Here is a 23705-nt window from a genome sequence, read left to right as displayed (position 1 = left end):
GTCAGGAAAGGAGGCGATACGGGAAATACGCGTCGGCGAGGCGGGCGATGCCCCACCAGAGCACGAAGAAGGCGGCCAGTTCGAGCAGCGCCGGTTGCCAGAGCAGCACGCGTAGCGGCAGGCGATGCAGCACGCCGCGCAACAGGAACGTGACGAGCAGCGCGACGACGGCCCACGCCAGCGCGGAAGGCAGGTAGATGCCGAAAATGTGGATCTCTTCGATCATCGCGCCGCCCCTTCGACGAGTTGCACATGCGGGAACAGGTTGCAGCGCATGCCGACGAGCGCGAGCAGCGTGGCGTCGTCGCGGCCGGTCGTATTGCGCGCGGCTGCGCCGATCGCGCGGTTCAGCGTGCGCATCAGCGCGGCGGTGGCGGGAACCGGATGGTGTGCATCGGCGCGGGCGCGATAGAGCGCCGACACGGCTTCGAGCGCGGCCTCGATCGCGACACGCGTCTGCGCATCGCTCCGGTCGAGTCCTTCACGCACCTGGATGATGTTGCGGCCGATCCGCAGGTCGCTCAACCCGTCGACCGCATGCAGCGCATCGCCCGGATTCGCGAATGCCATGCGCGCGGCGACCTGGCCGAGCCGGTCGACCGCGCGCGCGGTCCAGGCCGGCGCGTCGAGCGGCCGGTGCGGGTCGGCCATCTGCGCGAGATCGGCCCAGTTCCGGCGCACGATCCGGTAGGCGGTCCAGCGCGTGCTGGCCGAGCGGAACAGTTTGGTCACGACGAGCGTCGTGACGATGCCGCCGACCTGCGCGAGCCCCGTATTGAGGAACAGCGCGAAATCGGCCTGGAAGCGATCGAGAAAGCCCATGGCGACGATGAAACAGGAAAGCATCGGGAGGGCGCGCGCGGTGCGCGCCGGATCGGCCTGGATGTAGCCCATCCAGATCAAGGCCGGTGCCAGCGTCAGGATCAGCATCCCGGCGCCGTCGACACGCGGCAGGATCACGAACAGGTACAGCGCGGCGAGCGGAAAGGTGACGAGCGTCGAGACGAGGTAGCGGCCGATCACCGGCGCGGGATCGTCCTGTGCGGCGAACGAGCAGGTGACGAGCGCGGCGAACGCGGCGGTCGCCGAGCCGTTTGGCCAGGCGAGCAGGATCCACACCGCGCAGTAGAGGATGATCGCGGTGGTCGTGGCGGCACCCGCGAGCAGCGCGAGCACGTGATCGCGCGCGAGCTTGAAGCGGCGCGTGCCGTCGGCGAGCGGCAGGTGGCGTTCGAGCTCGGCATCGCTTTCCGCGAAGGTACGCACGAGCCCGCGGGCCGCGTGCAGCGTGTCGATGAATTCGGCGGTGCGGTCGAACAGGTTGGCGGCGAGCAGCGACGTCCAGGCCGGATCGGCCAGGCGCTCGGCGGCCAGCGCCCGGCAACGCGCGGCGAGGCCGACGTCGAGCGCGTCTCCCACTTCCTGCGACGCATGCAGGTCGTCGATCACCGCATCGACCAGCGCGGTGGTGTGCGCATCGACCGCGTTCAGCGAACGCAACTGGTCGAGCCGGTTCGCGGCGGCCGACGCGATCGACAGCAACGCCGCGAGGCGATGCTGCAAGGCTGTGACCGTATCGCGCGTGGCGAGCGCGAAGCGCTGGTCGAACGGCAGCGTCGTCGCGATCATCCCGAGTTCGGTGACGTCGGCCGCGAGCTTGCGGCGATGCTCGTGCTCGAGCCGCGTGTGATGCGTGCCGAACGCTTCGGCTGTCCAGCGGCACGCATCGCCGAGAAACGACAGCGCACGTTCGTGGATGACCGGCCGGCTGTTCGCGGGCTTCAGCAGCATGTGCGTGATCGTCACGCACAGGATCGCCACCGTCATTTCCTCGACACGCGACACCGCGGTGATGAAGATGTTGGTCGGATCGTCGAGATACGGGAAGCAGATCACGGCCGAGCTGAACGCGGCCATCTGGAACAGGAACGCGCGCGGCGTGCGGTCGAGCACCGCGAGATAGATGCAGAAGCCGATCCACAGCGCGAGGCACAGCACCAGCAGCACCGGCGAGTTCTGCAGATTGGGTGCGACCGCGACCGTCACCACCGCACCCGCGGCGATGCCCGCGAGCCGGTAGATCGTCTTCGGGCGGAACGCGCCGGCCATCGGCTGCGCGGTCACATAGACGGTCAGCAGCGCCCACCACGGGCGCGGGAAGCTGACCGTGAACGAGATCAGCAGCACGAGTGCGGCCGCGATAAACGTGCTGATCGAGAACAGGAGCTTTCTCGGATCGATGGAGAATGGGTCGCGCGGCCGAAGCGGCGCGACAGTGGCTTGCGACACGTCGGGTTCCTTTGGCGAGACTGACGAAGGGGTTGCGGCGATTGCGCTAGGGCGCGGGACGCGGTGCGCCGCACGTCATGTCGTGCAGTGCCGTTGTGCGGCGTGTGCCGCGCGGGAGGGAGGCGGGTTGCATGGAACAGGATCTCCACGCGAAACGGGGTGTGGTGGCAGGCATGTCAAGCACGAGTGCGCGCCTTTTCCTTTTTATTCAAGCACATGGCCACACGTTGGGGGGACGGCGGGTGCCACGGAAACTCGGGTACGAAGGATCAGGGTTTCATTCGATTGCGATGCCCGGAATTGTGCGCTGCGGCGCGCGCGGCGTCCAAGTCGGATTTCCGACCGGGGCAATCGGTTTTACTTATCGTGCGGCGTGCCGGGGCGTCAGAATGCCGATCGATGCGGACGCGACGAATCGGCAGGCCGATCGCGAGTGCGCGATGCGCTGCGTGACGGGAATCGGTTGTACGCGCAACCGGACAGGCCGGATGGCGTTCCGTCAGTCGCCGAACAGCTGCCCCTGCCCGGAGATCACGCGCTCGAAATCGTCGCGCAGGAACGGCAGGATCGCGTCGGCCACCGGCTGCAACTGACGGCTCAGGTAGAACGCATAGTCGATCGGCGAGCGCATGGTTTCGAGCGGCTCGGGGCCGGCCGTCGTCATCACGTAGCTGATCCAGCCGCCGCGCTGATACTGCAGCGGCCGGCCCTGCGCGAGGTTGAACTCGTCGGCCATCCGCGCCGCGCGCACGTGCGGCGGCACGTTGCGCTCGTACTCGCGCAGCGGCCGGCGCACGCGCTTGCGGTAGACGAGCTGGTCGTCGAATTCGCCGGCCAGCGTGCGCCGCACGGTGTCGCGGATGAAATCCTGGTACGGCTCGCGGCTGAACACGCGCCGGTACAACTCGCGCTGGAACTGCTGCGCGAGCGGCGTCCAGTCGGTGCGCACCGTTTCGAGCCCCTTGAAGACGAGATCCTCGCCGCCGTCGGCGGCCGCCGCGAGGCCCGCGTAACGCTTCTTGCTGCCTTCCTCCGCGCCGCGCACGGTCGGCATCAGGAAGCGGCGGTAGTGCCGCTCGTATTGCAGCTCCAGCGCACTCTCGAGCCCGAAGCGGTCGCGCAGGTGCGCCTGCCACCAGCGGTTCACGTGCTCGACGAGCGCGCGGCCCTTGGTGCCGGCTTCGTCGTCGTCGTGCGCGCGCCCGAGCCACACGAACGTCGAATCGGTATCGCCGTAGATCACTTCGTAACCCTGAGCTTCGATCAGCTCGCGCGTGCGGTGCATGATCTCGTGCCCGCGCATCGTGATCGACGACGCGAGGCGCGGGTCGAAGAAACGGCAGCCCGTTGAGCCGAGCACGCCGTAGAACGAATTCATGATGATCTTCAGCGCCTGCGACAGCGGTGCGTTGCGCTGCCGCTTCGCGTCGTCGCGGCCTTCCCATACGTGGCGCACGACATCGGGCAGGCAGTGCGCGGTGCGCGAGAAACGCGCGCCGAGGAAGCCGGGCACCGATGCGTCGTCGCCGGGATTCGCGAGCCCTTCGATCAGCCCGACCGGATCGATCAGGAACGTGCGGATGATCGACGGATAGAGGCTCTTGTAGTCGAACACGAGCACCGAGTCGTACAGCCCCGGGCGCGAATCCATCACGAAGCCGCCGGGGCTGTTCTGCCCCGTCACGTCGCCGAGGTTCGGCGCGACATAGCCGAGCCGGTGCATGCGCGGCAGGTACAGGTGCGTGAACGCCGCGACCGACCCGCCGGTGCGATCGGCCGCGAGGCCCGTGACGCTCGCGCGTTCGAGCGCGAAGGACAGCAGGTCGGCCTTGTCGAAGATGCGCGTGACGAGCTCGCAGTCCTTCAGGTTGTAGCGCGCGAGCGCCGGCTTGTCGTGATCGAAGCGGCGCTGGATCTCGTCCATCCGCTGATACGGATTGTCGATCGACTTGCCTTCGCCGAGCAGCGCCTGCGACACGTATTCGAGGCTGAACGACGGGAACGTCCACGTCGCGGATTTCAGCATGTCGATGCCGTCGAGGATCAGCCGGCCGGCCGCGCCCGCGAAGAAGTGGTCGGGCTGCTGGCCGTGCGCGCGCCAGTCGAGCACGCTGCCGCCGCGCCCGAGCTTCAGCGGGATGCCGTATTGCTCCGAATGCGTATGCAGGATGCGCAGGTCGAACTGCACGAGGTTCCAGCCGATCACCGCATCGGGATCGTGCTCGTCGAACCATTCGTTGAGCCGCGCGAGCATCGCGGGCCGGCTGTCGCAGTAGTCGAGACGGAAGTCGATCGCGCCTGCTGCGTCGCTGTCTTCTCCGTTCGGCGGGCCGAGCATGTAGACCTGCCGTTGTCCGCAGCCTTCGAGCGCGATCGAATACAGCTCGCCGTGGACGCTGGTTTCGATGTCGAGCGACACGCAGCGCAGCGCCGGGCGATAGCCGGTCGCGGTTTTCAGTTCGGCGCCGGTCAGCGTGCCGTCGCGATCGGGCTGTCCGCGAAACTGCACGCACGCCGTGATGAAGCGCTCCATCGCGTAGCGGTCGGGCGGCTGCACGTCGGCTTCGTAGACGTCGACGCCGGCGGCCGCCAGGCGCTTCTGCAGCCCGGACAGATGGCGATAGCGCTTGCAATAGAGGCCGACCACCGGGCGCTGCCGGAAGTCGCGCAGCGCGAGCGGGCGCAACTCGGCCTCGCGCTCGCCGGCCAGCGCGCGTTCGGCGAGCGCCTGCTGTTCGGCCGGAATGAAGGCGACGGCTTCCTGCGGGCGCAACCGCACGCGGCGCGGACCGTGTTCGGTTGCCAGCCAGAACTCGATCTCGATGCCGGATGCGGTGTCCCGCCAGTGGCGGGTAAGGATGAAGCCCTGCTCGAACGCCGTCAAAACGCTTGCTCGTCGTGGATGCTCAGGCGGCGGATTTTAGCGCTTGGGCGGGCGATCCGCAGGCGCCGGCCGCGAGAGCGTCACGACGTCACCGTATCACGACGGCCGCATCAGTACCCGCATGCCCGGCGCGATGGACCGCGTCACGTCGCCGAACCTGGCGAAGTCGACGCGCGCGGACGCTTGCCGGTCGGCCGGGGACAACCGGCTGCGCGGCTGGACGACGATCTCGCGCATCTTGTCGGGGATGCCGTCGAAGACGTCCTTGGTCGTTTTTTCCCAGTTCTTCGCCATCTGCAGCCACGATTGCAGGTACCGGATCCGCGCTGCCCCTTTCAGGAAATTGCCGATTTCCGGATGGTTCGGGTCGTAAGACGACCGGAAGAACTGTCCGAGTTCGGTCGCGATCTTGTCGAACCGCAGCGATTCGGCCACGCAGAACACGACGAGCGATTGCGCGAGGAAGCGGTCGTCGGGCCTGAGCATGCGTTTGTCGCCGCCCTGTGTGCGCAGCAGGCCGCGAATCGCGCTGTCGAGCGAGAAGCCGCGCTCCGCGTCGCCGCCGCTGGTGGCGGTTGCTTCGAACGGCATCCTGTCGAGGTTGTGCGAGTAGTTCTCGAACGGATGGCCGCCAATCAGCTCGACGTACAGGTCGCGCGTGCGCATGTTCAGCACGAGCGGCGGGCTGACGGTGCTGGGGAGCACGCTGATCGTGAAGGAAGGCGGCAACGCGTTCGAGCAGATCCGGTACGACGTGTTGTCGTAGCGAATCAGGTTGGTGTCTTCGGTAACGGCGTCGCGAATGGCGGCGATCTGGGTATCCCAGGTACGCCCGACACGCAGGTTGAAATTCATGGCGATGTCTCCTGATGGCGGACCGGAAGTCCGCACGGCCGGATCGGAACGATGTGGCGGGTACGCGTGGGGTCCCGTCGTCTCTCGGTTGCTTTTCTTGGGTGCTGCCGGTGCTCGCGCCGATGGGGAGGCTGTTCGGTCACCTCTTCTGCGAGGGGCCGACAGGGGACGCGAGGCGAACGATCATAACAGGGCGCAGGGGGCGAGCATCGCAGTTGGCGGGCGTCGTGCGGAGCGAACGTCAGGCGGCGGCTAGCCGCTCGGCGACACGCCATGCCGTGCGCGTGGTATCGACAGGCCGCAGCAGCCAGCGGCGCGCGCTGACCTTGTGGCGCTTCTGCGTGACGTATTCGTCGACGGCGAGTTCGAGCGCTTTGTCGTCGACGCGGGAAAGCGTGGCGGTGGCGCCGGATCCGTCCGCGAATTCGATGACGGCGGGATGCGGCGTCGCATGGTGCGGCGCGTCATTGCCAAGCGTCACCGTGCTGCCGGGATACAGGTGCGAATGGGATGTTCGGAGCAGCAGGGTTAAATTACTAAAGCCATTCATATGGATGAATGAATAATTACAGTTTTCAATTATTTGAATTCCACCCGATTGACGTCACAGAATCGTCATTCGTAGAATCGCGAACCAAGAACAACATAATTCTGAGAGAGGCGCTATGGATGCGCACGGCATGATTGCGGCGATCACGGGAGGGCTGGCTCAGCAGGAGCGACTTCTCAAGCTTGATACCCCGCTTGGCAGCAATGTTCTGATCCCCCACCGGGTAGTTGGGCAGTCCCGCATCGGTCGAGATTACCTGTTCATGATCGACTGCGTGTCGACGTCGAACGATGTCCAGCTCAAGACACTGATTTCGCAGCCGATCACGCTGTGGATCCAGCAGACCGACAAGACCTATCTTCCTCACCACGGCTACGTTCATACCGCGAGAAAACTCGGCGTGGACGGTGGCCTCGCGTGTTACCAGCTCAGTTTCTCGTCGTGGCTGCATTTTCTGAAATTCCGCCGCGACCAGCGCCACTGGCAAGACAAAAGCGTCGACGCGATCATTGCCGATGTATTCAACGATCATCCGCAGGCACGCGGGATGTATCGCTTTGAATTGTCGCAACCGCTGCCTTCACGCTCCTACTGCCGTCAGGACGAAACCGACTGGAATTTCGTGCATCGGCTTCTCGAATCCGAGGGCCTGTACGGCATCTGGAAACAGGCGCAGGACGGCAAATCCCATACGCTGGTGATTACCGATCGACTTCAGACGCTCGAGCCGCTTGCGCCGGCAACGGTCGAATTTTCCCGCGCGAGCGTTCATGGCGAAGTGGACGCGTTTACGCAGTGGGCAGGAACCCGGTCGTTGCAGTCCGTCCTGCTGTCGACGCGAACGTTCGACTACAAGAATCCGGCCACGCCAGCCAATCCGAAGGCGACGTCGGTTCCCACGATGGCCAATCAGGGCGACCTCCCGTCGCAGGCCGAGGTGTATGAATACACGGGCGGTTATACGTACCCCGAACAGGAGCGTGGCGACCATCTCAGCAAGATCCGCATGGAGGAATGGGAGTCGCAGGCCAAGCGCTACGACGGTGTCGGCGGGGTGCGCCGCATCGATGCGGGGCGGCGATTCACGCTGACCGGACATCCCGAGCATGATCAGGACGCGGCTGACCATCGGGAGTTCGCGGTGATCGAGGTCGAGTGGATCATCGTCAACAACGTTCCGCTTTCCGGGCACGAAGCGAATTACCCGCATAGCCTCTATCAGGCAGTGAAGCAGGCCGATGCGGACGACACGGACAAGGTGTTCGCCGTGTCGCATGCCGATGGCTCGACGGGCTTCTATCGAGTGGCCATCGAAGCGCAACGCACGTCGGTTCCGTATCACAGCCCACTCGAACACCGGAAACCCGAAGCGAAGCTCGAATCGGCGATTGTTGCCGGTCCGAAGGGGGAGCAGGCATATACCGACGACCTGAACCGGATCAAGGTGCTGTTCATCTGGGATCGGCACAACGAAGGCGACGAGCGCGCTTCGTGCTGGGTGCGTGTCGCGCAATCCGATACCGGCGACGGGTACGGCGGCGTTCACATGCCGCGCGCGGGCGAGGAACTGCTGATTGGCCATATTGGGAACGACATCGATCGTCCGATTGCGCTACACCGGGTGTACAACGGGGGCGCGAAGCCGCGATGGCATTCGAACGCCCTGCTGTCGGGTTACCGGTCCCGTGAATTCTCCGGGGACGGGTACAACCAGATGGTCATGGACGACTCGACGGGCCAGAACCGCGTGCACCTGTATAGCAGCAGCACGAATGCCGCGTTGCATCTGGGCTACCTGATCGACCAGAGCGACAACGCACGGGGCAGCTACCTGGGTAAAGGTTTCGATCTGAGTTCGGACGCCTACGGTGCGCTGCGGGCCGGGCGAGGGCTGTTCGTCACGACGCACCCGGTCGCCAGTCAGCCGCTCGATACGACGTTGGCGACGCGTCAATTGAACGGCTCGGCGAATATCCTCGATGGCCTGTCGCAGGCAAGCGAAACGTCGAAGGCGGAAAGCCTGAAGGATGGCCACGACACCTTCAAGGCGTTTGCGGATGCGGCGCAGCACAACGAGTCGGGTGCGACGGGTGGTGGCGGTGTGACCGCCGGTGGAGGGACGGGCGACGCCGGCGCGTTCAAGCAGCCCGTGATCCTGGTTGCCGCGCCCGCAGGCATCGGCCTGTCGACGCAGAAGTCGACGCACGTTGCAGCCGATCAGCACGTCAATATCGTCAGCGGGCAAAGCACGCACGTTGCGACCGGCAAGTCGCTCGTCGCCAGCATTACGGAGAAACTGAGCCTGTTCGTGCAGAACGCCGGGATGAAGCTGTTTGCGGCGAAGGGGAAGATCGAGGTTCAGACCCACGCGGACAATGTCGAAGTGACGGCGCAGAAGTCGCTGTTGCTGGCGTCCGTGACCGAGAAGATTCAGGCATCGGCACAGCAGGAGATCCTGCTGACGTCGGGCGGTGCGTACATCCGGCTCAAAGGCGGCGACATCGAGATTCATGCGCCCGGCAAGATCGACGTCAAGGGGGCGCAGCATGCGTTCAGCGGTCCGACGAGCATGGATGTGACCAATCCCGCATTCAAGGATCTGCCGACGCGACGGCTGATGCTGAATACGATGGCGTCGCCGTCCGCGACCAGTGTCGTTCCGGTGGGCATGCCGTACAAGCTTTACGCAGACGGAGCGCTGGTCAAGCAGGGCGTGTTCGACAAGACGGGGCAGTTGCCGATCGATCACCAGGTCACCACGCAGAAGTACACGCTGGAGATGGCGAACGGCGTAAAGCACGAGATTCCGGTGCCGGGGGAGTATCGGGATGCGGCGAATGGGAAGCTCGCCAATCAGGGGTTTCAGTTCCTTGAGAGTGCGCCCGACGACGAAGCCGCTCCCGATCGGGCCGTCCACCGACAACAGTACAACGATCTGCTTAACCCTTCTTCGGACGCATAGCTCATGGCAATGCCGAACAATACCTTCACTACGCCGCTGGCTCTGAATCACACGTCGAACGCGACGGCGACGTTGCCATGGTTTCTGCAATTTACCGAATACGCGGCGAAGCAAGCGACATTCAGGCCCTTGGTAAACGGTAAAGAAGCATTTGAGATGCTCTACGATGTGCTCATGAAAGCACAGCACACCATCGACATCATTTGCTGGGGATTTCAGCCGTCCATGTATTTCAAGCGCGACGGCAAATCACTTCGGATCGGAGAGCTGCTTGAGCAGAAGGGGCAGAAAGGCGTCAAGATCCGATTGCTGTGTTGGCGGGACCCGTTGTACCTCACCGAATTGGGTGAGAACAACATGCCGGGCTACGACGTGGTGACCGGGTTGAAGCAACATATATCTGACGACACCTATCGCCGGAGCACGATGTTGTCCCGTGACTATCAAACTGATGAAGAAAGAAAATTCGACGCGGAATGGTATTGGCGCGCTGACTTGAATAACGTAACAAGCCATTCACTGGTGTCGCCCGTGATGCCCCTGAAGCCCGTGGCGAAACTGGCCTATGAAAAAGCGCGTGCGCTGTACTACAAAGACCACGCGCTAAAGAATGTCGACTTCGCCACTCGGGGTTTCAGTCCCGCCAATCGGGCGGAGATTGCATGGCGTACTTTCTGGCATGGGAAAGACAAGGACCGTGACCTCGAAACCAAGGCGATGAACAGTGTTGGCATGGGTGCGGGAATTCCGACACATCACCAAAAGATGGTGCTTGTCGATTATGAGGACCCGGAGAATGCCGTCGGCTTTGTGATGGGACATAACATGCTCGATCAGTATTGGGATACGGATGATCACAGTTACAAGCCAAAGACGCCTTCGACCGGGCGAAATGGTCCAAGTCCATGGCAGGACATCTCCAGCTATGTGACCGGTCCGGTATTGCAGTATCTGAATGCGAACTTCTGCCAGGCATGGGACGATGCCACCGGCCAAGGTCTTGGCAAGGCACGGGATGGTCTTAAGAATCGCCTCAAGGTTCGATACGATCCGGGCGGTGATACGCCGATGATGGCCCAGATCGTGCGCACACAGTCCCAGAAGGGGCGACGTGACATCGAGAAGCTTTATCTGCAGGCAGTGAACAACGCAACGCAACACGTTTTTATCCAGAATCAATATTTTCGATGGCCACCGCTTGCGAATGCGATCAAAGCGGTCGCTTCCAAGCACGTCACTTGGGGACGCAACGTCACCAAGGATGGCCCGCTGTATCTGTTCGCCATCACGAATTCGGGTGAAGAGGCAGTCGGAACCGGGACCGTCAATACTTACCGGATGCTGAACGCGTTGGGGAAGGCGCAGAGCATTCCGGGTGTCGCGACGTTAGAGCAAGAGGACGCTCGCCAGGCCGACTTGAAGAATCAGATGGCGGCGGTTGTGGATCAGCAGTCGCAGGCAAACCAGGCGTTGCTTGGGGCGTTCGAAGTGCAAGGCATCGTCGACTCGCCCGACTCGGCAAAGCGGGTTGCCGATGCGAAGGCGAGAATCGAGCAACTGAAGCAGCAACGGGAATCGATTGCATCGCAAATGAAGAGTGCGCCGCAGCCTGTTCTGAACAAGGAATACGATGGCCTCAAGGTTCATGTCTGTACACTCGTGGCTCCGGATTCCCCGCCGGGCAACTGGGTGCCCGTCTACGTTCATGCAAAATTGATGACGATCGACGATGTGTTTACGACACTGGGTTCGGCGAACATCAACACACGTAGCATGGAGGCGGATAGCGAACTCAATATCTGTCATGAGAATGGTGACGTGACCAAGAGGCTACGCCGGCAGTTGTGGAGCCTGCATACAAATAAGGAGGGTGCGCAGGATGCTCCGGCTGCGGCTTTTACCACATGGACCGATATTATTAAGAAGAATGCGGATCGCCAGGATGGTGGCGTTAAATCCCCATACGCTTCGATCGTTCGTTTCATGCGCATGTCAAACGAACGTACCTACAAAGACTGAAAAATGAGAAAGTTGCTTTCAATTTATGCAGTCGTGTTGCTGGCGTGCGCGTGCACCCCGAAGGAAGACTCTGTGGAATCGAATCTACCCGATATGTCGGCCGTACGGGCCAATCTTTCATTCACGTGCTCCCATGAAGCCGAACACCTTGCACCACTTGATCCGAAGGCAGATCAGTTGTTTCAGTATGGGCGGTATGTGCAGAAACTTGATGGTCCAAAGGATTTCAATGAGATCGCTCGGTACTATCGAATAGCTGCAGCGTATGGTCACTATAAAGCTAATGCCAATGCGCAGAAATTGATTTCTCAAGGAATGGCCAATTCCCCGGACGGTGCAAAGGAAACCATTGAGCTTGCAAAAAAATTAGTCAATGATGGCGTTCCTGGTGGCTATTACGACATCGGCCACTATCTTGAAGTTGGCTATGGGTTAAAGCAAGACGCCGAGATGGCCTTGCGGTATTTCAGGAAGGCGGCCGACTTGGGGAATCCTGAGGCCCAAACCTACGTCGCTGAGCAGCTTGCGCCGCATGATCGGGCTCCCGATATCGCTCGGCAGATGCGACAGTGCGCCACCGATCAAGGCTATGGCGAAGCTGCCGGAGTGCTCGGAATTAATCTTCAGGAGAAGGAAAATTATCAACTTGCAGTGAAAACATTTCAGTCGGGCGTACGAGCTGGGGATATAACCTCGGCCTCATATTTAAAAAATGGATTTGTTTCTTCGTCACCTAAAGACGAACTCTATTACTTGGGCCTCTCGGAGGACGCCGAGCGATCAAAGCGCTACGAAGCTATCTGGAAATTCCTGACCGATAATGAAACCAGGAACCCCAAGGTTCCCGATATCGACAAGATCGTTCCATTGCCGCCCGCGAAACTTCCTCAATGGGACGGCACATTCCAATGGCAGAAGGAGCAAGACGCAGCTACGCCGCCCCAGAAGCCGTCGGATGAGTTCATCAACGAGATGGCGAAGGCGAAGCATCTCGATCCCGCGACCGGGTTGCCGCTTCCGGGATCGGCAGACAAGACGTCACAGGCCGAGCAACCGGAAAACGTCGCATCCCGCGTGCCGTTGGGTGCGGTTGCGCGCACCGGCCAACCTTGTCCGGAAGACGGCGTATGGTGCGCGAAACTTACTACCGGCCAGGTTGGCGACGCGCAGCGTCGGTTCCTCAAGGGAGACGCGTTGCCTTCCGTCGTCGTGCATGAACCGAGAAAGCTGGCGGTGCTCGACAGCATGATGGGTACGCGCCAGCACGTCGAACAGGTTTCGTGGGAACTTGTGGCGTACCTTGATCAGGCTTGATCGACTCATTCACCCATGCCGCGTGGCCAATCGCTCATGCGATTGCGGCCACGCGAAACAGGCTCGATCAATCATGCGTAGAACGCGTATCGTCCTCCTGATTTCGTGTCTGTTGGCAGCTTGCTCGAAGAGCGAAAATGCCGCGAATCCGTTACCTGATGTGAGCGCGGTACGTCTGAATCTAGCCTTCACCTGCGTGCACGAGGTCGATCATCTGCCCCCTCTCGATCCGGAGGCGGATAAATTATTTCAATACGCCCGGTATCTTGAGAAAAAAGAAGGGCGGAAAGATCTCAACGACGTCGCTCGCTACTACCGGATTGCAGCAGCGCTCGGGCATTACAAGGCTAATCACAATCTACAAATTCTGATTTCGTCCGGGGCAGCGTCGTCACCTGACGCCGAGAAGGAGAGTGTCGATCTTGCAGAGCAGTTGATCACGGCGGGTGTCGCTAGCGGCTATTACGATATTGGCCACTACCTGCTGAACGGCTATGGCCTCCAGCGCGATGAAGATGCCGCGCGCCGGTATATTCGTAAAGCGGCTGATCTGGGCAACGCCGATGCTCAATATTACGTTGCGAACTTGCTTGATCCAGCCGACGCGGCGCCCGACATCGCCCGTCAGATGTTTCAATGTGCAGCGGAGCAAGGTCATGCCGAGGCGGCGAACTACCTTGGCGTGAGTCTTCAGACCGACAAGAAATTCAGTGATGCGGCCAAAGCATTTCAAATCAGCGTCGCTGCAGGAAGTAGTCAGTCTGCACTGCTTCTTGAAGAATCATTTGACGTGAAGGCAGGGAGGAGTCCGCTATATGCACTGGGCGAACAGCCGGATGCGGAGCGAAGCCGTCGCTATGAGCGGATTGGAGCGTTTCTGAGAGACAACGACGGCCGTAACCCCAAGGTTCCCGACCTCGACAAGATCGCTCCACTACCGCCCGCGAAGCTTCTCCCATGGGACGGCACATTCCAGTGGCAAAAGGAACAAGACGCCGCCACACCGCCCACGAAACCCTCGGACGAACTCATCAAAGAATTGGCAAAAGCCAAGCATCTCGATCCCTCGACCGGACTACCGCTTCCCGGAAGCCCGGTACCGCACGGCTGATTACCTCATCGACTCCGGAGTCCACATGAATTCACCCACCCGCCCCGTCTCGTTACCCGGTGCGGCGGCACTCGTCGCAGCGTTCATCATCACGGTGCTGTTTCTGTCCGGCCTCTACGTGCAGTTGACGAGGTTCTCGCTAGACACCCAGATGCTGGCGTTGCAACTGGCCAGTTTCGTCGAGAACCTGGTGCTTCGAACCGGCCTGGTTTATCTGATCGTTCGATGGCACGGGGAGCATCGTGATCAGCTTGCGTTCCGTCGCCCCGCGAGGCTGCTCGCGAGCTATGCGTTATGCCTGCTGGTCTGGCAGATCGCACAGATATTCATCATCCAGGCGGTGGTGCTGAGTGTGGCCAGAAATGGCACCCATCTGACGGTCGTCGTGAACCTCATCGCGCCGGTGAGTGCCGCTCTTTATGCGCTCGTAGCCTGGTTTGCGTGGTGGCTTGTCACGCGCATGTTCAGCAACGATGCGTTACCCGAGGCGCCACGAGGTCGCGCAGCGCGGTACATTGCCGGTCTCGCGGCGTGGCTGTTCGCCAGCGTATGTCTGCTCTTGATGACGACGACGGTGCCGATGTTGCTCGACTATTTTGACGACGACCTCGTGCACATGATGGTTGGCTACGTCGGCGCGGTTGCGGTTCCCGCAGCTCTGGTCTTCGCGGGAGCGAAGCTTGGCCTGCCTCGTGATCTCGTTCGACTGCACGGCTGGCGTTTGCTGGGCGCGTCGCTCGCGGCGATGGCATCCACCTCGGTGGTGTTCTATTTGGCGGTGCAGTTGCTTGGCGGCATGCTGGGGGCGGGCGTGTTGTCCGGAATGATGGCGATCGTTGTTCTTGGCGGAGCCTTTGTGGCTTGTTGGGTGTGGTTCCGCGTGTTCTACGCGTCCGTGAGCCGCGACACGGTTGAAACCCCGCGGGGCATGCCGTCGCCGTAGCAGCAATGCCTGCGACACGTATTCGAGGCTGAACGACGGGAACGGCTTCCCGCGGGCACAAGCGCACGCGACGGAAAGAAGAAGGCTACTCGCGACGCAACGTTTCGAGCACCGCCGCTGACGGCTGCCGGCCAGCGCCAGCATCATCGCCCTTCGACCGCAGCCCCGGCATCATGCCGACAACAAAGTCGATGAACGCCCTGACCTTGGCCGGCACGTGGTTCCGGCTGGGGTAGTAGACGTAAAGCGGGAACGTCTCGTCGCACCAGTCCGTCAGAACCGGCTCCAGCGTGCCGGCCCGCAGGTGGGTGTCGATCCCGAGGTCGATCACCTGAGCGATCCCGTAGCCTGCAAGGCAGGCACCGATTTTGGTTCCTGCTTCCGTGAGCGTCAGCTTCCCGTTGACGGCCACCTTCACTTTCTCGTTGCCACGCCAGAACTCCCAATCGAAGGGCCTGCCGGTAGCCGGGTCGATGGCCAGGATGCATTCATGGCCATCGTCGACCAGATCCTGCGGCGACCTCGGCCGACCGCGTTGCTCCAGGTAGGACGGCGCGGCCACGGTCAGAACCCGCGGACTGTACAGCCTGCGGCAGACCAGCGTTGAAACGGTTGGCGGTCCGAACCGGATGGCGAGATCGAATCCGTCGCTGATCAGGTCCGGGAGGTCGTTCCGGGTCTCCAGCTTCACGTGAAGCGCAGGGTGGTCCTTCATGAACTGGGCCAGCTCCGGCGCGAGCACGAGGCGGGCGAACACGGCATCGCACGCCACACGAAGCGTTCCGTTGACTGTCGAGGTCTGGTGAGAGGCGCCGGCGGTTGCCTCTTCTATCCCCTGGAGTAACGGCAGCACCTTTGACAGCAGCGCATGGCCGGCGTCCGTCACTTCGACGTGCCGGCTGGTGCGATGCACGAGCTTCGCGCGCAGGCGGTCTTCCAGACGCTGGATCGCGCGACTGACCGCCGGCTGCGTCTTGCCCAGACGCGATGCAGCGCGGCCGAAGCTCCCGGATTCGGCGATGGCTGCCAGAACGAGCAAGCCGCTGACGAGCCCTCCATCGAGGTCTTCCATGATCCATGTGTTCCTGTAATGGCAGCGATAACCGGGTCGCCGTAGCCGAGGGCGGGGAGGATCGCTCACTATACGAGCCGTTCACTACCGAGGAAAGCCAGCCATGACCCAGACCCAAGCTGTCGTCGCTTTGATCGACGATTATTTCAATTTGGCTTATGAGCCGAAGAGCCGTGACTTCGACAAGATCTTTCACCCGAGCTGCCGGATTCAGTGGGTGGATGAAGGCGAATTGCGCACCCTGTCGTCGCAGGAGTATGGGGCACTCGTCAACGGGAGGCAGAGTCCTCGATCGACCGGCGCGCCCAGGGACGAGGCGATCCTGTCGATGGCGCATGTCTCGGACGGCCTTTCAACAGCTACCGTGCGGGTGCGGATCGGAAACAGGCTGTTCAACGATCACTTCGTCATGCATAAGGTAGAGGGCAACTGGCTGATCGCCACCAAGGCATCCGCCGTGGTGCGTACGTTCGACTGACGCGATATGCGGCGGATGCGCATCAATGTCCGGATTCGTGAGCGCGCGACAGAATGCACGCAAACACCGGCGAACAAAAAACCCGGGAAACACTTCGATTTCCCGGGTTTTTTACGCCATCGAACATTGACTGACTTGAAACGGGTGCCGGGGACCGGACTCGAACCGGCATCCCTCAAACATGCCCCTCGTGCTCGATCGCCCCGCCGTGCGTCGTCCTTGCCGCGACCCTGACCGGCGCCCCTGACAACCTCGCCGCCCGCTTCGCCCACATCGCCGTCAATATCGGCACGAGAATCGCCGTCACAAGGCAAGCCGTCGCGACGATCGCCGTCGCGGCCGGCACCATCGGCTTGAACTTCGGAATCATCTCGCCGATGATCGCGGGGTTCGCGACCGCGGCGCCGGCCGTCGACGACGCGGCAAGCCCGGCGGTGCCGTTGCCGCCCCCCAGAAGCTTGTCCGCGAGCATCAGCGGCACACCCGTCACGACGATCACCGCGAGCCCGAGCGCGATGCCCGGCAGCCCGCTCTTCGCGATCACGTTGAGATCGATGCCGTTGCCGAGCGCGAAGCCGAAGAACGGGATCAGCGGATGCACGCAGCGCCCGAACAGCTCGCGCAAGTCCTCATCGAGGTTGCCGAGCGTGAAACCGATCAGGAACGGCAGCACCGCGCCGACGAACAGCCGCGTCTCGAACACCGCGACACCGGCCGCGCCGAGGATCAGCATGCTGACGAGCGGCCCCGATTCGATCGACATTAGCACGAATGCGCCGGCTTCCTCCTTGCTGCCGTACTGCTGCATCACGGCCGCATAGAGGCCGCCGTTGGTCATGTCCATCGACGTCGTGATCGCGAGCAGCGACAGGCCTGCGAACAGGCCCGTGCGGATGCCGTCGTCGGGGATGAACTGCGCGGCGATCACAGTCGCGAGCCACGCGACCACGAGCTTCGTCGCGAGCAGCGTGCCCGATTTGCGCAGCACGACGCCGGTCGCGCGCAGGTTGATCGTCGCGCCCATGCAGAAGAACCACACGGCGAGGATCGGCACCGTGCCCGCGATCAGGCCGTTGGTGAACGAGCCGAAGTACTTCCCGGCGTTCGGTGCGAACGTGTGCACGCACGCGCCGAGCAGCATCGGGACCAGCATGAGCCCGCCGGGGATGCGATCGATGGCCTGTTTCAGCTTCACGTCTCCTCCGTGGACGTCGATGCGTCCCGTTGTCGAATGATGTCTGCTGACTGACTATAGGATACGAATCGGAACGGTGGTCCATTTTTATTGATTGGGTGGGTAGTCGTATACCCGGATAGGCATAGATGCATGATTGAAAAGGGAATATCAGGCGCGGTGAGCCGAACGAAAAATTCGGATCGACGTTCCGAATTTCATGAATCTATGCTTCAATTCATCGTATGACCGCCGTCGGCGCGCATGCCGGCGGCGTACTCATCCCCACGGAGAACCGGCATGGAAGTGCGGCAAGGCATCCACAGCGAACACGCGAAGACGCTCGATACGGCCGGCCTGCGCCGGCATTTCCTGATCGAGAACGTCTTCGCGCCCGACGCGCTGTCGCTCACCTACAGCCACATCGACCGCATCGTCGTCGGCGGCGCGTGGCCGGCCACGCGGCCGGTCGAGGTGCCCGCATCGCTCGGCGCGTCGATGGGCGTGAGCCATCTGCTGGCGCGGCGCGAACTGGGCGCGATCAACATCGGCGGGCCCGGCTGGGTCGAGGTCGACGGGCAGCGTCACGCGGTGGGCACCGAGGAAGCGATCTACGTCGGGCAAGGCGGGCAGGGTGTCGTGTTCGGCAGCGACGATCGTGCGCATCCCGCGAAGTTCTACCTGAACTGCGCACCGGCCCACACCGCGTATCCGACGCGCACCATCACACTCGCGCAGGCGTCGCCCGACACGCTCGGCGATGCGGCCACAAGCAACCGCCGCACGATCTACAAATTCATCGTGCCCGACGTGCTGCCCACCTGCCAGTTGTCGATGGGGATGACGAAGCTCGAGCCCGGCAGCCTGTGGAACACGATGCCGTGCCATACGCACGAGCGCCGGATGGAGGTGTATTTCTACTTCAACCTCGCCGATGACGCAGCCGTGTTCCACCTGCTCGGCGAGCCGCAGGAAACGCGCCACGTCGTCGTGCACAACGAACAGGCGGTGATCTCGCCGAGCTGGTCGATCCATTCGGGCGTCGGCACGCAGGCCTACACGTTCATCTGGGGGATGGTCGGCGAGAACCAGGTGTTCAAGGACATGGACCCTCTCGCCGTTGCCGACCTGCGCTGACACCATGAAACGCGATACGTCCGATCTTCCTGCCGCCGATGCGCGCACCGCGCCCGCCGGCCTGTTCGACCTGACCGGCAAGGTCGCGATCGTCACCGGCTGCAACACGGGGCTCGGCGCGGCGATGGCCGTCGCGCTCGCGTCGGCGGGATGCGACATCGTCGGGGCGAACCGGTCGGTGCCCGACGAGACGTCGGCGCGCGTCGAGGCAGCCGGGCGACGCTTCGTCGACGTGCGTGCCGATCTGTCGACGCTCGAACCGGTCGAGCGGATCGTCGGCGGCGCGGTCGATGCGTTCGGGCACGTCGACATCCTCGTCAACAACGCCGGCATGATCCGCCGCTGCGATGCGCTCGAATTCACCGAAGCCGACTGGGACGCCGTGATCGACGTGAACCTGAAGAGCGTGTTCTTCCTGTCGCAGGCCGTCGCGCGGCAGATGGCGCGGCAAGGGCGCGGCGGCAAGATCGTCAACGTCGCGTCGATGCTGTCGTTCCAGGGCGGCATCCGCGTGCCGTCGTACACGGCGTCGAAGAGCGGCGTGCTGGGGCTGACGCGCCTGCTCGCGAACGAATGGGCCGCACGCGGCATCAACGTGAACGCGATCGCGCCCGGCTACATGGAAACCGACAACACCGCGCAGTTGCGCGAGGACAGTCGGCGCAGCGACGCAATCCTCGGCCGCATCCCGGCCGGCCGCTGGGGCGTCCCCGACGATCTCGCGGGCGCGGCCGTGTTTCTTGCCTCGCGCGCGTCGGACTACGTGCACGGTCACACGCTCGCCGTCGACGGCGGGTGGCTCGCGCGCTGATCGCGGCGCGCGGCGGACGCGTTATGCTCTTCCGATTCGCACTCACGGATTCACGGACATGACAGCAACGCCCAGGCAACGCAAAGGCGAGCAGGCGAACCACGGAGCCGAAGCCGACCCGTCGGCGGCCGGCGGCGCGGAGAAGGCCGACTCGGTCGCGGCCGTCGGCAAGGTCTTCACGATCCTCGCTGCGCTCGGCGATCGCCGCGAGATCGGCATCAGCGAACTGTCGCAGCATCTCGGCATGTCGAAGACGACGGTGCATCGCTTCCTGCAGACGCTGAAGACGCTCGGCTACGTCGCGCAGGAAGGCGAGACCGACCGCTACCGGCTGACGATCCGGCTGTTCGAACTGGGCAGCAAGGCGCTGGAGAGCGTGGACCTCGTGCGCGAGGCCGATCTCGAGATGCGCCGCATCGGGCAGTTGACGCGCGAGGCCGTGCATCTCGGCGCGTTCGACGAGGACGCGATCATCTACATCCACAAGATCGACGCCGATTACGGGCTGCGCATGCAGTCGCGGATCGGCCGGCGCAATCCGCTGTACAGCACGGCGATCGGCAAGGTGCTGCTCGCGTGGATGACGCCCGGCGAAGCGCGCACGGTGCTGGCCGGCGTCGAGTTCAGGAAGTCGACCGCGAAGACGCTCGCGTCGGCCGATGCGGTGATGAGCATCCTGCCGCATGTGCGGCAGCAGGGCTATGGCGAGGACAACGAGGAGCAGGAAGATGGCCTGCTGTGCGTCGCGGTGCCCGTGTTCGACCGTTTCGATCGCGTGATCGCGGGATTGTCGCTGTCGTTTCCGACGATGCGGTGCGGCGCGGATACGAAGGCGCATTATGTCGCACTGCTGAAGGAAGCCGGGCAGGCGATTTCCGCGCGGCTTGGACATCGCCCGGAGGCGGCTGGTGTCGAGCAGGCGACGGTCGCGCAGGATTGAGCACGTGCCGGTCGCGAACCGGCATTACGAAACGACAATACGACGTTATCAACGGATCATGCAGATGAAAATGACGATGCTCGCCGGCATCGCGATGCTTGCGATCGGCGCGAACGGCGCGCAAGCAGGAAACGCAGTGGACTGCGCAAAGCTCGACGCGGCCACGAGCGGCCCGGACGACAACTTCCGGCCGCCGGCGTCGGGCACGGTCATCGGCGCGGGGCGCGCGTACTTCTACTCGGCGCCCGACGCGGAATGCATGACGAAGCGAATCTTCATCATTCCCGGCGATTCGGTGACCGTCTACAAGCCGCACGGGCGCTGGTACAACGTCATGTACATGAACGGCAAGACCGGCGAGGACTTCGAAGGCTGGGTCGAGCAGGACCGCGTGCGCCTCGAGTAGCAGCCGACGCGTATGCGCCGGCGGCAACGCCGCTACACCGACGCCCACGCAAAACCCTGCTTCAAGTGCTCCACGCGCTGCGGCCGCTGATACAGATACCCCTGCGCATACTGAATCCCGACCGTATGCAGCGCGCGATGCTGCACTTCCGTTTCCACGCCCTCGGCGATGATCTTCAGGTCGTAGTGGTGCGCAACCGAGGCGATCCCTTCGATCAGCCCGGCACTCCCGCCGTTCAGTTGCGAGACGAACTGGCGATCGATCTTCACGTAGTCGAACGGAAAGCGCGACAGCATGTCGAGATTGCTGTGATGCGTGCCGAAATCGTCGATCGCGAACTTCGCGCCTTTCGCTCTCAGCGCATGGAAGATCGCGGTGGTCCGCGCGTTCTTCTCCAGCAGGATGCGCTCGGTGACTTCGAGCACCAGCGTAAAGCCGGGCGGTAGCGCGCGGATCGCCTCCTCGACGACGGACACGAACCGCGTGCGCTCGAGATCCTTCGGCGCGATGTTGACGGCGATGCGCAGCGGCGCGCACGGCGTCAGCGCGGACAGCTCCGATACGGCTGTCCGCAGCACGAATTCGGTCACTTTCGGCAATACCGCGCTCGATTCGACCTGCGGGATGAACACGGCCGGGCTGATGGCCCCCCACTTGGGATGCTGCCAGCGCAGCAGCGCCTCGACGCCGACGGTCCTGCGCGTCTCGACATCGACGATCGGCTGGTACACGACATGGAGTTCGTCGCGCCTGAGTGCGTTGCGCACCGCCTTCAGCAACAGCCGGCGCGGCGCCATCGCGAGCAGGTAGGCCGCCATCACGAGGCCGTCCGCCAGCAGCACGATCGTGATGCCGATCAGCCGATCGTGCTGCCGGACCTGCGACGCATAGTGCGCGGATGCGGCAACCCGCACCGTGAACGGCCAGCGGGGCGACACGATCGTGCTTCCGCCGGTGGGTTCGGTGGCCGACTCCGGCGTGAACTTCCCGTGCTGGTCGAGATGGCCCGAACCCGCGATCGACAGCGTCGCGGTTTCCGTCCCGTAGCGGGCGCCGTGTGCGAGCGCGTCGGCTACGTAGTCACCTTCGATCAGGTAGAGCACGCCTGCGCCGGGCGCGGTGGCGTAGAACACGGGCAACACCGGGATGCCTTGCTGGAACGGTGTCTGGCGCAGCAGCGTGACGAGCGTCGAGCCCGGTTCCGGCTCGTGGGTGTACGCATCGAGCGGCAAGTCGATCGCGCCCAGCGCCGACGAGCACATGACGCGGCCGTCGTGCACCAGCGCGACGGCGCGCAGGTAGCGCAGGCGCGTGCCGATCTCGGCGAGCGTGCGGAATACCGCCGGGCATGGCCGCCCGACGAGCGCGGTCAGTTCGTCCACATGTCGCAGGCGTGCGCCGTCCAGGATGCGGTCCACCGATGCGACGATGTCGTTCGCGATGACACGTTCATGCTCGGTGACGGTATCGCGCGCATAGCGGTCGGCAAGCGCGATCGCGAATGCCGGCACGAGCACGCAAACGATTACGGCGACGAAAAAGGCAACCCGCGGCCATGCGCCGCTGCGCTGGAAAACTGCCTTCGAGCCTGGCGTGAACGCTGACATTCCCGCGGTCGCCTTTGGTGTTGTGTGTATGGAGAGGCGAGTCGAACCGGTCGATACACCCACGGCGCGCATGCGTCATGCCCGGGTTCGGGTCATGCGCTGTGCGTACCGGTATCACAATGCAATCGATGCGACGGTCGCGACGGGCATCTGCGGCAGACCCGTTGCAATCGGCCAATCATGCCGGAGGCTTGCGTCTGGAAACATGCGTATATGGCGCATGTATATTGACGTAGCACACCGAAAAAACCCCCGGCCGCATGGTCTTGCGGCCGGGACGAAAAACACCGTCTCTTGGCACGAGGATGGTGCGCGGCAAGTATAAGATGTGATGAGAGATTACGAAATATTGTTATTCAACTATTAGTGTATTTTTGTCATTGCGTCTCGACACGAAAGATTCTTTCAGGACGCAGTTTCGTCGACTTGCCGGCGGCGTTCGCGCGGTTGCCGCGCGGTACGGTCGCGCTTCTCGCTGATGGTTCGGAATGGAAGAAAATACCGTGCCCACGGTCATCGTGACCGATGGTGCAGCCGCAGCGGACGGCGGCTCGCTATGGATCCAGGTTGCCGTGAACGGGCAAGCCCGCCACTATTCGCTCGACCGCGCGCTCGCTTCGCGCGGTACGCCGCGCTACAACACCATCAGCGGCACACATGGGCCGCTTTCGAAAGGTCAACGAAAGGAGTTGCTCGCGCTGCTGCGCAGCATTGCCGATCCCGCGATGTGGGCCGGCATGGTCGGCACGTTCGTGCAGGTGCTGCAGGCGTCTGAAGACGAATGAACGATGCGGCGCCGGCGCGTCGCGCGGGCCGCGTTCAGAAATCGTTGCGCATCTTGCGTAGCAGGTCGCCGCCCGACTGATGCGTGTCCACCGCGGTGAGGACATCGGTCAGGAACCACGGCAGGTTCAGTTGCGTATTGGAATCGCTGACGCATACGCGGATCGGCGGCGCCTTCGATGGCGAGCGGGCGTCGGGCGTGGCGTCGCGGGACGGCACGCAGTTTCTGGCGTGCGCTTGAACGGGAGCCGGCTCGGCGCTGCCGGCGGGTGTGCCGGCGGCGGCAGGCAAGCTGACGGCGGCAAGCAGGGTCAGGACAGCGACAGGGGCAACGCGTTTCATGGGATTCTCCGGCGATGCTCGTTCGACC

The 23705-nt window shown here is 63.1% G+C and carries 20 protein-coding genes; 11 read left to right on the top strand and 9 right to left on the bottom strand.

Features of this window, described 5'->3' with window-relative positions:
- Position 1: 1 nt before the first annotated feature.
- The 5 genes from BDI24065_RS02680 to BDI24065_RS02660 all read right to left on the bottom strand — a co-directional run bounded on the left by BDI24065_RS02680 (position 2) and on the right by BDI24065_RS02660 (position 6578).
- Positions 2-226, bottom strand: a complete 225-nt coding sequence (locus BDI24065_RS02680; RefSeq protein ID WP_175029900.1) for a DUF1656 domain-containing protein — start codon at positions 224-226, stop codon at positions 2-4.
- Positions 223-2289 carry an FUSC family protein gene (locus BDI24065_RS02675; protein ID WP_175029899.1) on the bottom strand — a complete coding sequence of 689 codons (2067 nt, stop codon included), beginning with the start codon at positions 2287-2289 and terminating at the stop codon, positions 223-225. Before BDI24065_RS02675 ends, BDI24065_RS02680 begins: the two co-directional genes overlap by 4 nt.
- A gap of 499 nt (positions 2290-2788) precedes the next feature.
- Positions 2789-5173 carry a DNA polymerase II gene (locus tag BDI24065_RS02670; RefSeq protein WP_175029898.1) on the bottom strand — a complete coding sequence of 795 codons (2385 nt, stop codon included), beginning with the start codon at positions 5171-5173 and terminating at the stop codon, positions 2789-2791.
- A gap of 96 nt (positions 5174-5269) precedes the next feature.
- Positions 5270-6028 (bottom strand): hypothetical protein, encoded by a 759-nt coding sequence (locus BDI24065_RS02665; RefSeq protein WP_175029897.1) that lies wholly within the window; start codon positions 6026-6028, stop codon positions 5270-5272.
- 241 nt (positions 6029-6269) lie between these two features.
- Positions 6270-6578, bottom strand: a complete 309-nt coding sequence (locus BDI24065_RS02660) for a hypothetical protein (protein ID WP_175029896.1) — start codon at positions 6576-6578, stop codon at positions 6270-6272.
- A gap of 115 nt (positions 6579-6693) precedes the next feature.
- Here BDI24065_RS02660 and BDI24065_RS02655 point away from each other — a divergent pair, with 115 nt between their 5' ends.
- The 5 genes from BDI24065_RS02655 to BDI24065_RS02635 all read left to right on the top strand — a co-directional run bounded on the left by BDI24065_RS02655 (position 6694) and on the right by BDI24065_RS02635 (position 14927).
- The gene (locus BDI24065_RS02655; protein ID WP_175029895.1) at positions 6694-9540 is read left to right on the top strand and encodes a type VI secretion system Vgr family protein; all 2847 of its coding nucleotides are present in this window, start codon (positions 6694-6696) and stop codon (positions 9538-9540) included.
- A gap of 3 nt (positions 9541-9543) precedes the next feature.
- A complete protein-coding gene (locus BDI24065_RS02650; protein ID WP_175029894.1) occupies positions 9544-11559 on the top strand; it encodes a phospholipase D-like domain-containing protein in 2016 nt (671 codons plus the stop codon).
- A gap of 3 nt (positions 11560-11562) precedes the next feature.
- Entirely contained in the window at positions 11563-12873 is a 1311-nt protein-coding gene (locus tag BDI24065_RS02645; RefSeq protein ID WP_175029893.1) for an SEL1-like repeat protein, read from the top strand.
- A gap of 73 nt (positions 12874-12946) precedes the next feature.
- Positions 12947-13984 carry an SEL1-like repeat protein gene (locus BDI24065_RS02640; RefSeq protein ID WP_175029892.1) on the top strand — a complete coding sequence of 346 codons (1038 nt, stop codon included), beginning with the start codon at positions 12947-12949 and terminating at the stop codon, positions 13982-13984.
- Between the two features lie 25 nt (positions 13985-14009).
- Positions 14010-14927: a hypothetical protein gene (locus BDI24065_RS02635; RefSeq protein ID WP_175029721.1), complete on the top strand. Its 918-nt coding sequence runs from the start codon at positions 14010-14012 to the stop codon at positions 14925-14927.
- A gap of 85 nt (positions 14928-15012) precedes the next feature.
- On the opposite strand, the gene BDI24065_RS02630 is transcribed toward BDI24065_RS02635, so the two are convergent.
- Positions 15013-15999, bottom strand: a complete 987-nt coding sequence (locus tag BDI24065_RS02630) for a LysR family transcriptional regulator (RefSeq protein ID WP_175029891.1) — start codon at positions 15997-15999, stop codon at positions 15013-15015.
- Between the two features lie 103 nt (positions 16000-16102).
- Between BDI24065_RS02630 and BDI24065_RS02625 the strand changes: the two genes are divergently transcribed.
- Complete coding sequence (locus BDI24065_RS02625) at positions 16103-16477, top strand: nuclear transport factor 2 family protein (protein ID WP_175029890.1); 375 nt, start codon at positions 16103-16105, stop codon at positions 16475-16477.
- Positions 16478-16652: 175 nt separating this feature from the next.
- On the opposite strand, the gene kdgT is transcribed toward BDI24065_RS02625, so the two are convergent.
- A complete protein-coding gene (kdgT, locus tag BDI24065_RS02620; RefSeq protein ID WP_175029889.1) occupies positions 16653-17672 on the bottom strand; it encodes a 2-keto-3-deoxygluconate transporter in 1020 nt (339 codons plus the stop codon).
- A gap of 279 nt (positions 17673-17951) precedes the next feature.
- Here kdgT and kduI point away from each other — a divergent pair, with 279 nt between their 5' ends.
- The 4 genes from kduI (at position 17952) to BDI24065_RS02600 (ending at position 20945) form a co-directional block, all read left to right on the top strand.
- Positions 17952-18788, top strand: coding sequence for a 5-dehydro-4-deoxy-D-glucuronate isomerase (gene kduI, locus BDI24065_RS02615; protein ID WP_175029888.1), 837 nt, complete (start codon positions 17952-17954; stop codon positions 18786-18788).
- A 4-nt stretch (positions 18789-18792) separates the two neighbouring features.
- Positions 18793-19599 (top strand): 2-dehydro-3-deoxy-D-gluconate 5-dehydrogenase KduD, encoded by an 807-nt coding sequence (gene kduD / locus BDI24065_RS02610; RefSeq protein ID WP_175029887.1) that lies wholly within the window; start codon positions 18793-18795, stop codon positions 19597-19599.
- Between the two features lie 58 nt (positions 19600-19657).
- Entirely contained in the window at positions 19658-20539 is an 882-nt protein-coding gene (kdgR, locus tag BDI24065_RS02605) for a DNA-binding transcriptional regulator KdgR (RefSeq protein WP_175029886.1), read from the top strand.
- A gap of 64 nt (positions 20540-20603) precedes the next feature.
- Complete coding sequence (locus BDI24065_RS02600) at positions 20604-20945, top strand: hypothetical protein (RefSeq protein WP_175029885.1); 342 nt, start codon at positions 20604-20606, stop codon at positions 20943-20945.
- A 32-nt stretch (positions 20946-20977) separates the two neighbouring features.
- Here BDI24065_RS02600 and BDI24065_RS02595 read toward each other — a convergent pair whose 3' ends face one another.
- Positions 20978-22624, bottom strand: a complete 1647-nt coding sequence (locus BDI24065_RS02595; protein WP_175029884.1) for an EAL domain-containing protein — start codon at positions 22622-22624, stop codon at positions 20978-20980.
- A 416-nt stretch (positions 22625-23040) separates the two neighbouring features.
- Here BDI24065_RS02595 and BDI24065_RS02590 point away from each other — a divergent pair, with 416 nt between their 5' ends.
- Positions 23041-23337, top strand: a complete 297-nt coding sequence (locus tag BDI24065_RS02590; RefSeq protein ID WP_175029883.1) for a hypothetical protein — start codon at positions 23041-23043, stop codon at positions 23335-23337.
- A 34-nt stretch (positions 23338-23371) separates the two neighbouring features.
- Here the strand turns inward: BDI24065_RS02590 and BDI24065_RS02585 are convergent, their stop codons facing one another.
- Positions 23372-23677, bottom strand: coding sequence for a hypothetical protein (locus BDI24065_RS02585; protein WP_175029882.1), 306 nt, complete (start codon positions 23675-23677; stop codon positions 23372-23374).
- Positions 23678-23705 lie beyond the last annotated feature (28 nt).

The organism is Burkholderia lata (assembly GCF_902499025.1).
Classification (GTDB): Bacteria; Pseudomonadota; Gammaproteobacteria; order Burkholderiales; family Burkholderiaceae; genus Burkholderia; species Burkholderia lata_C.
Note: the sequence above shows the minus strand (reverse complement) of the source record. Positions and strands in the feature narration are given on the sequence as shown.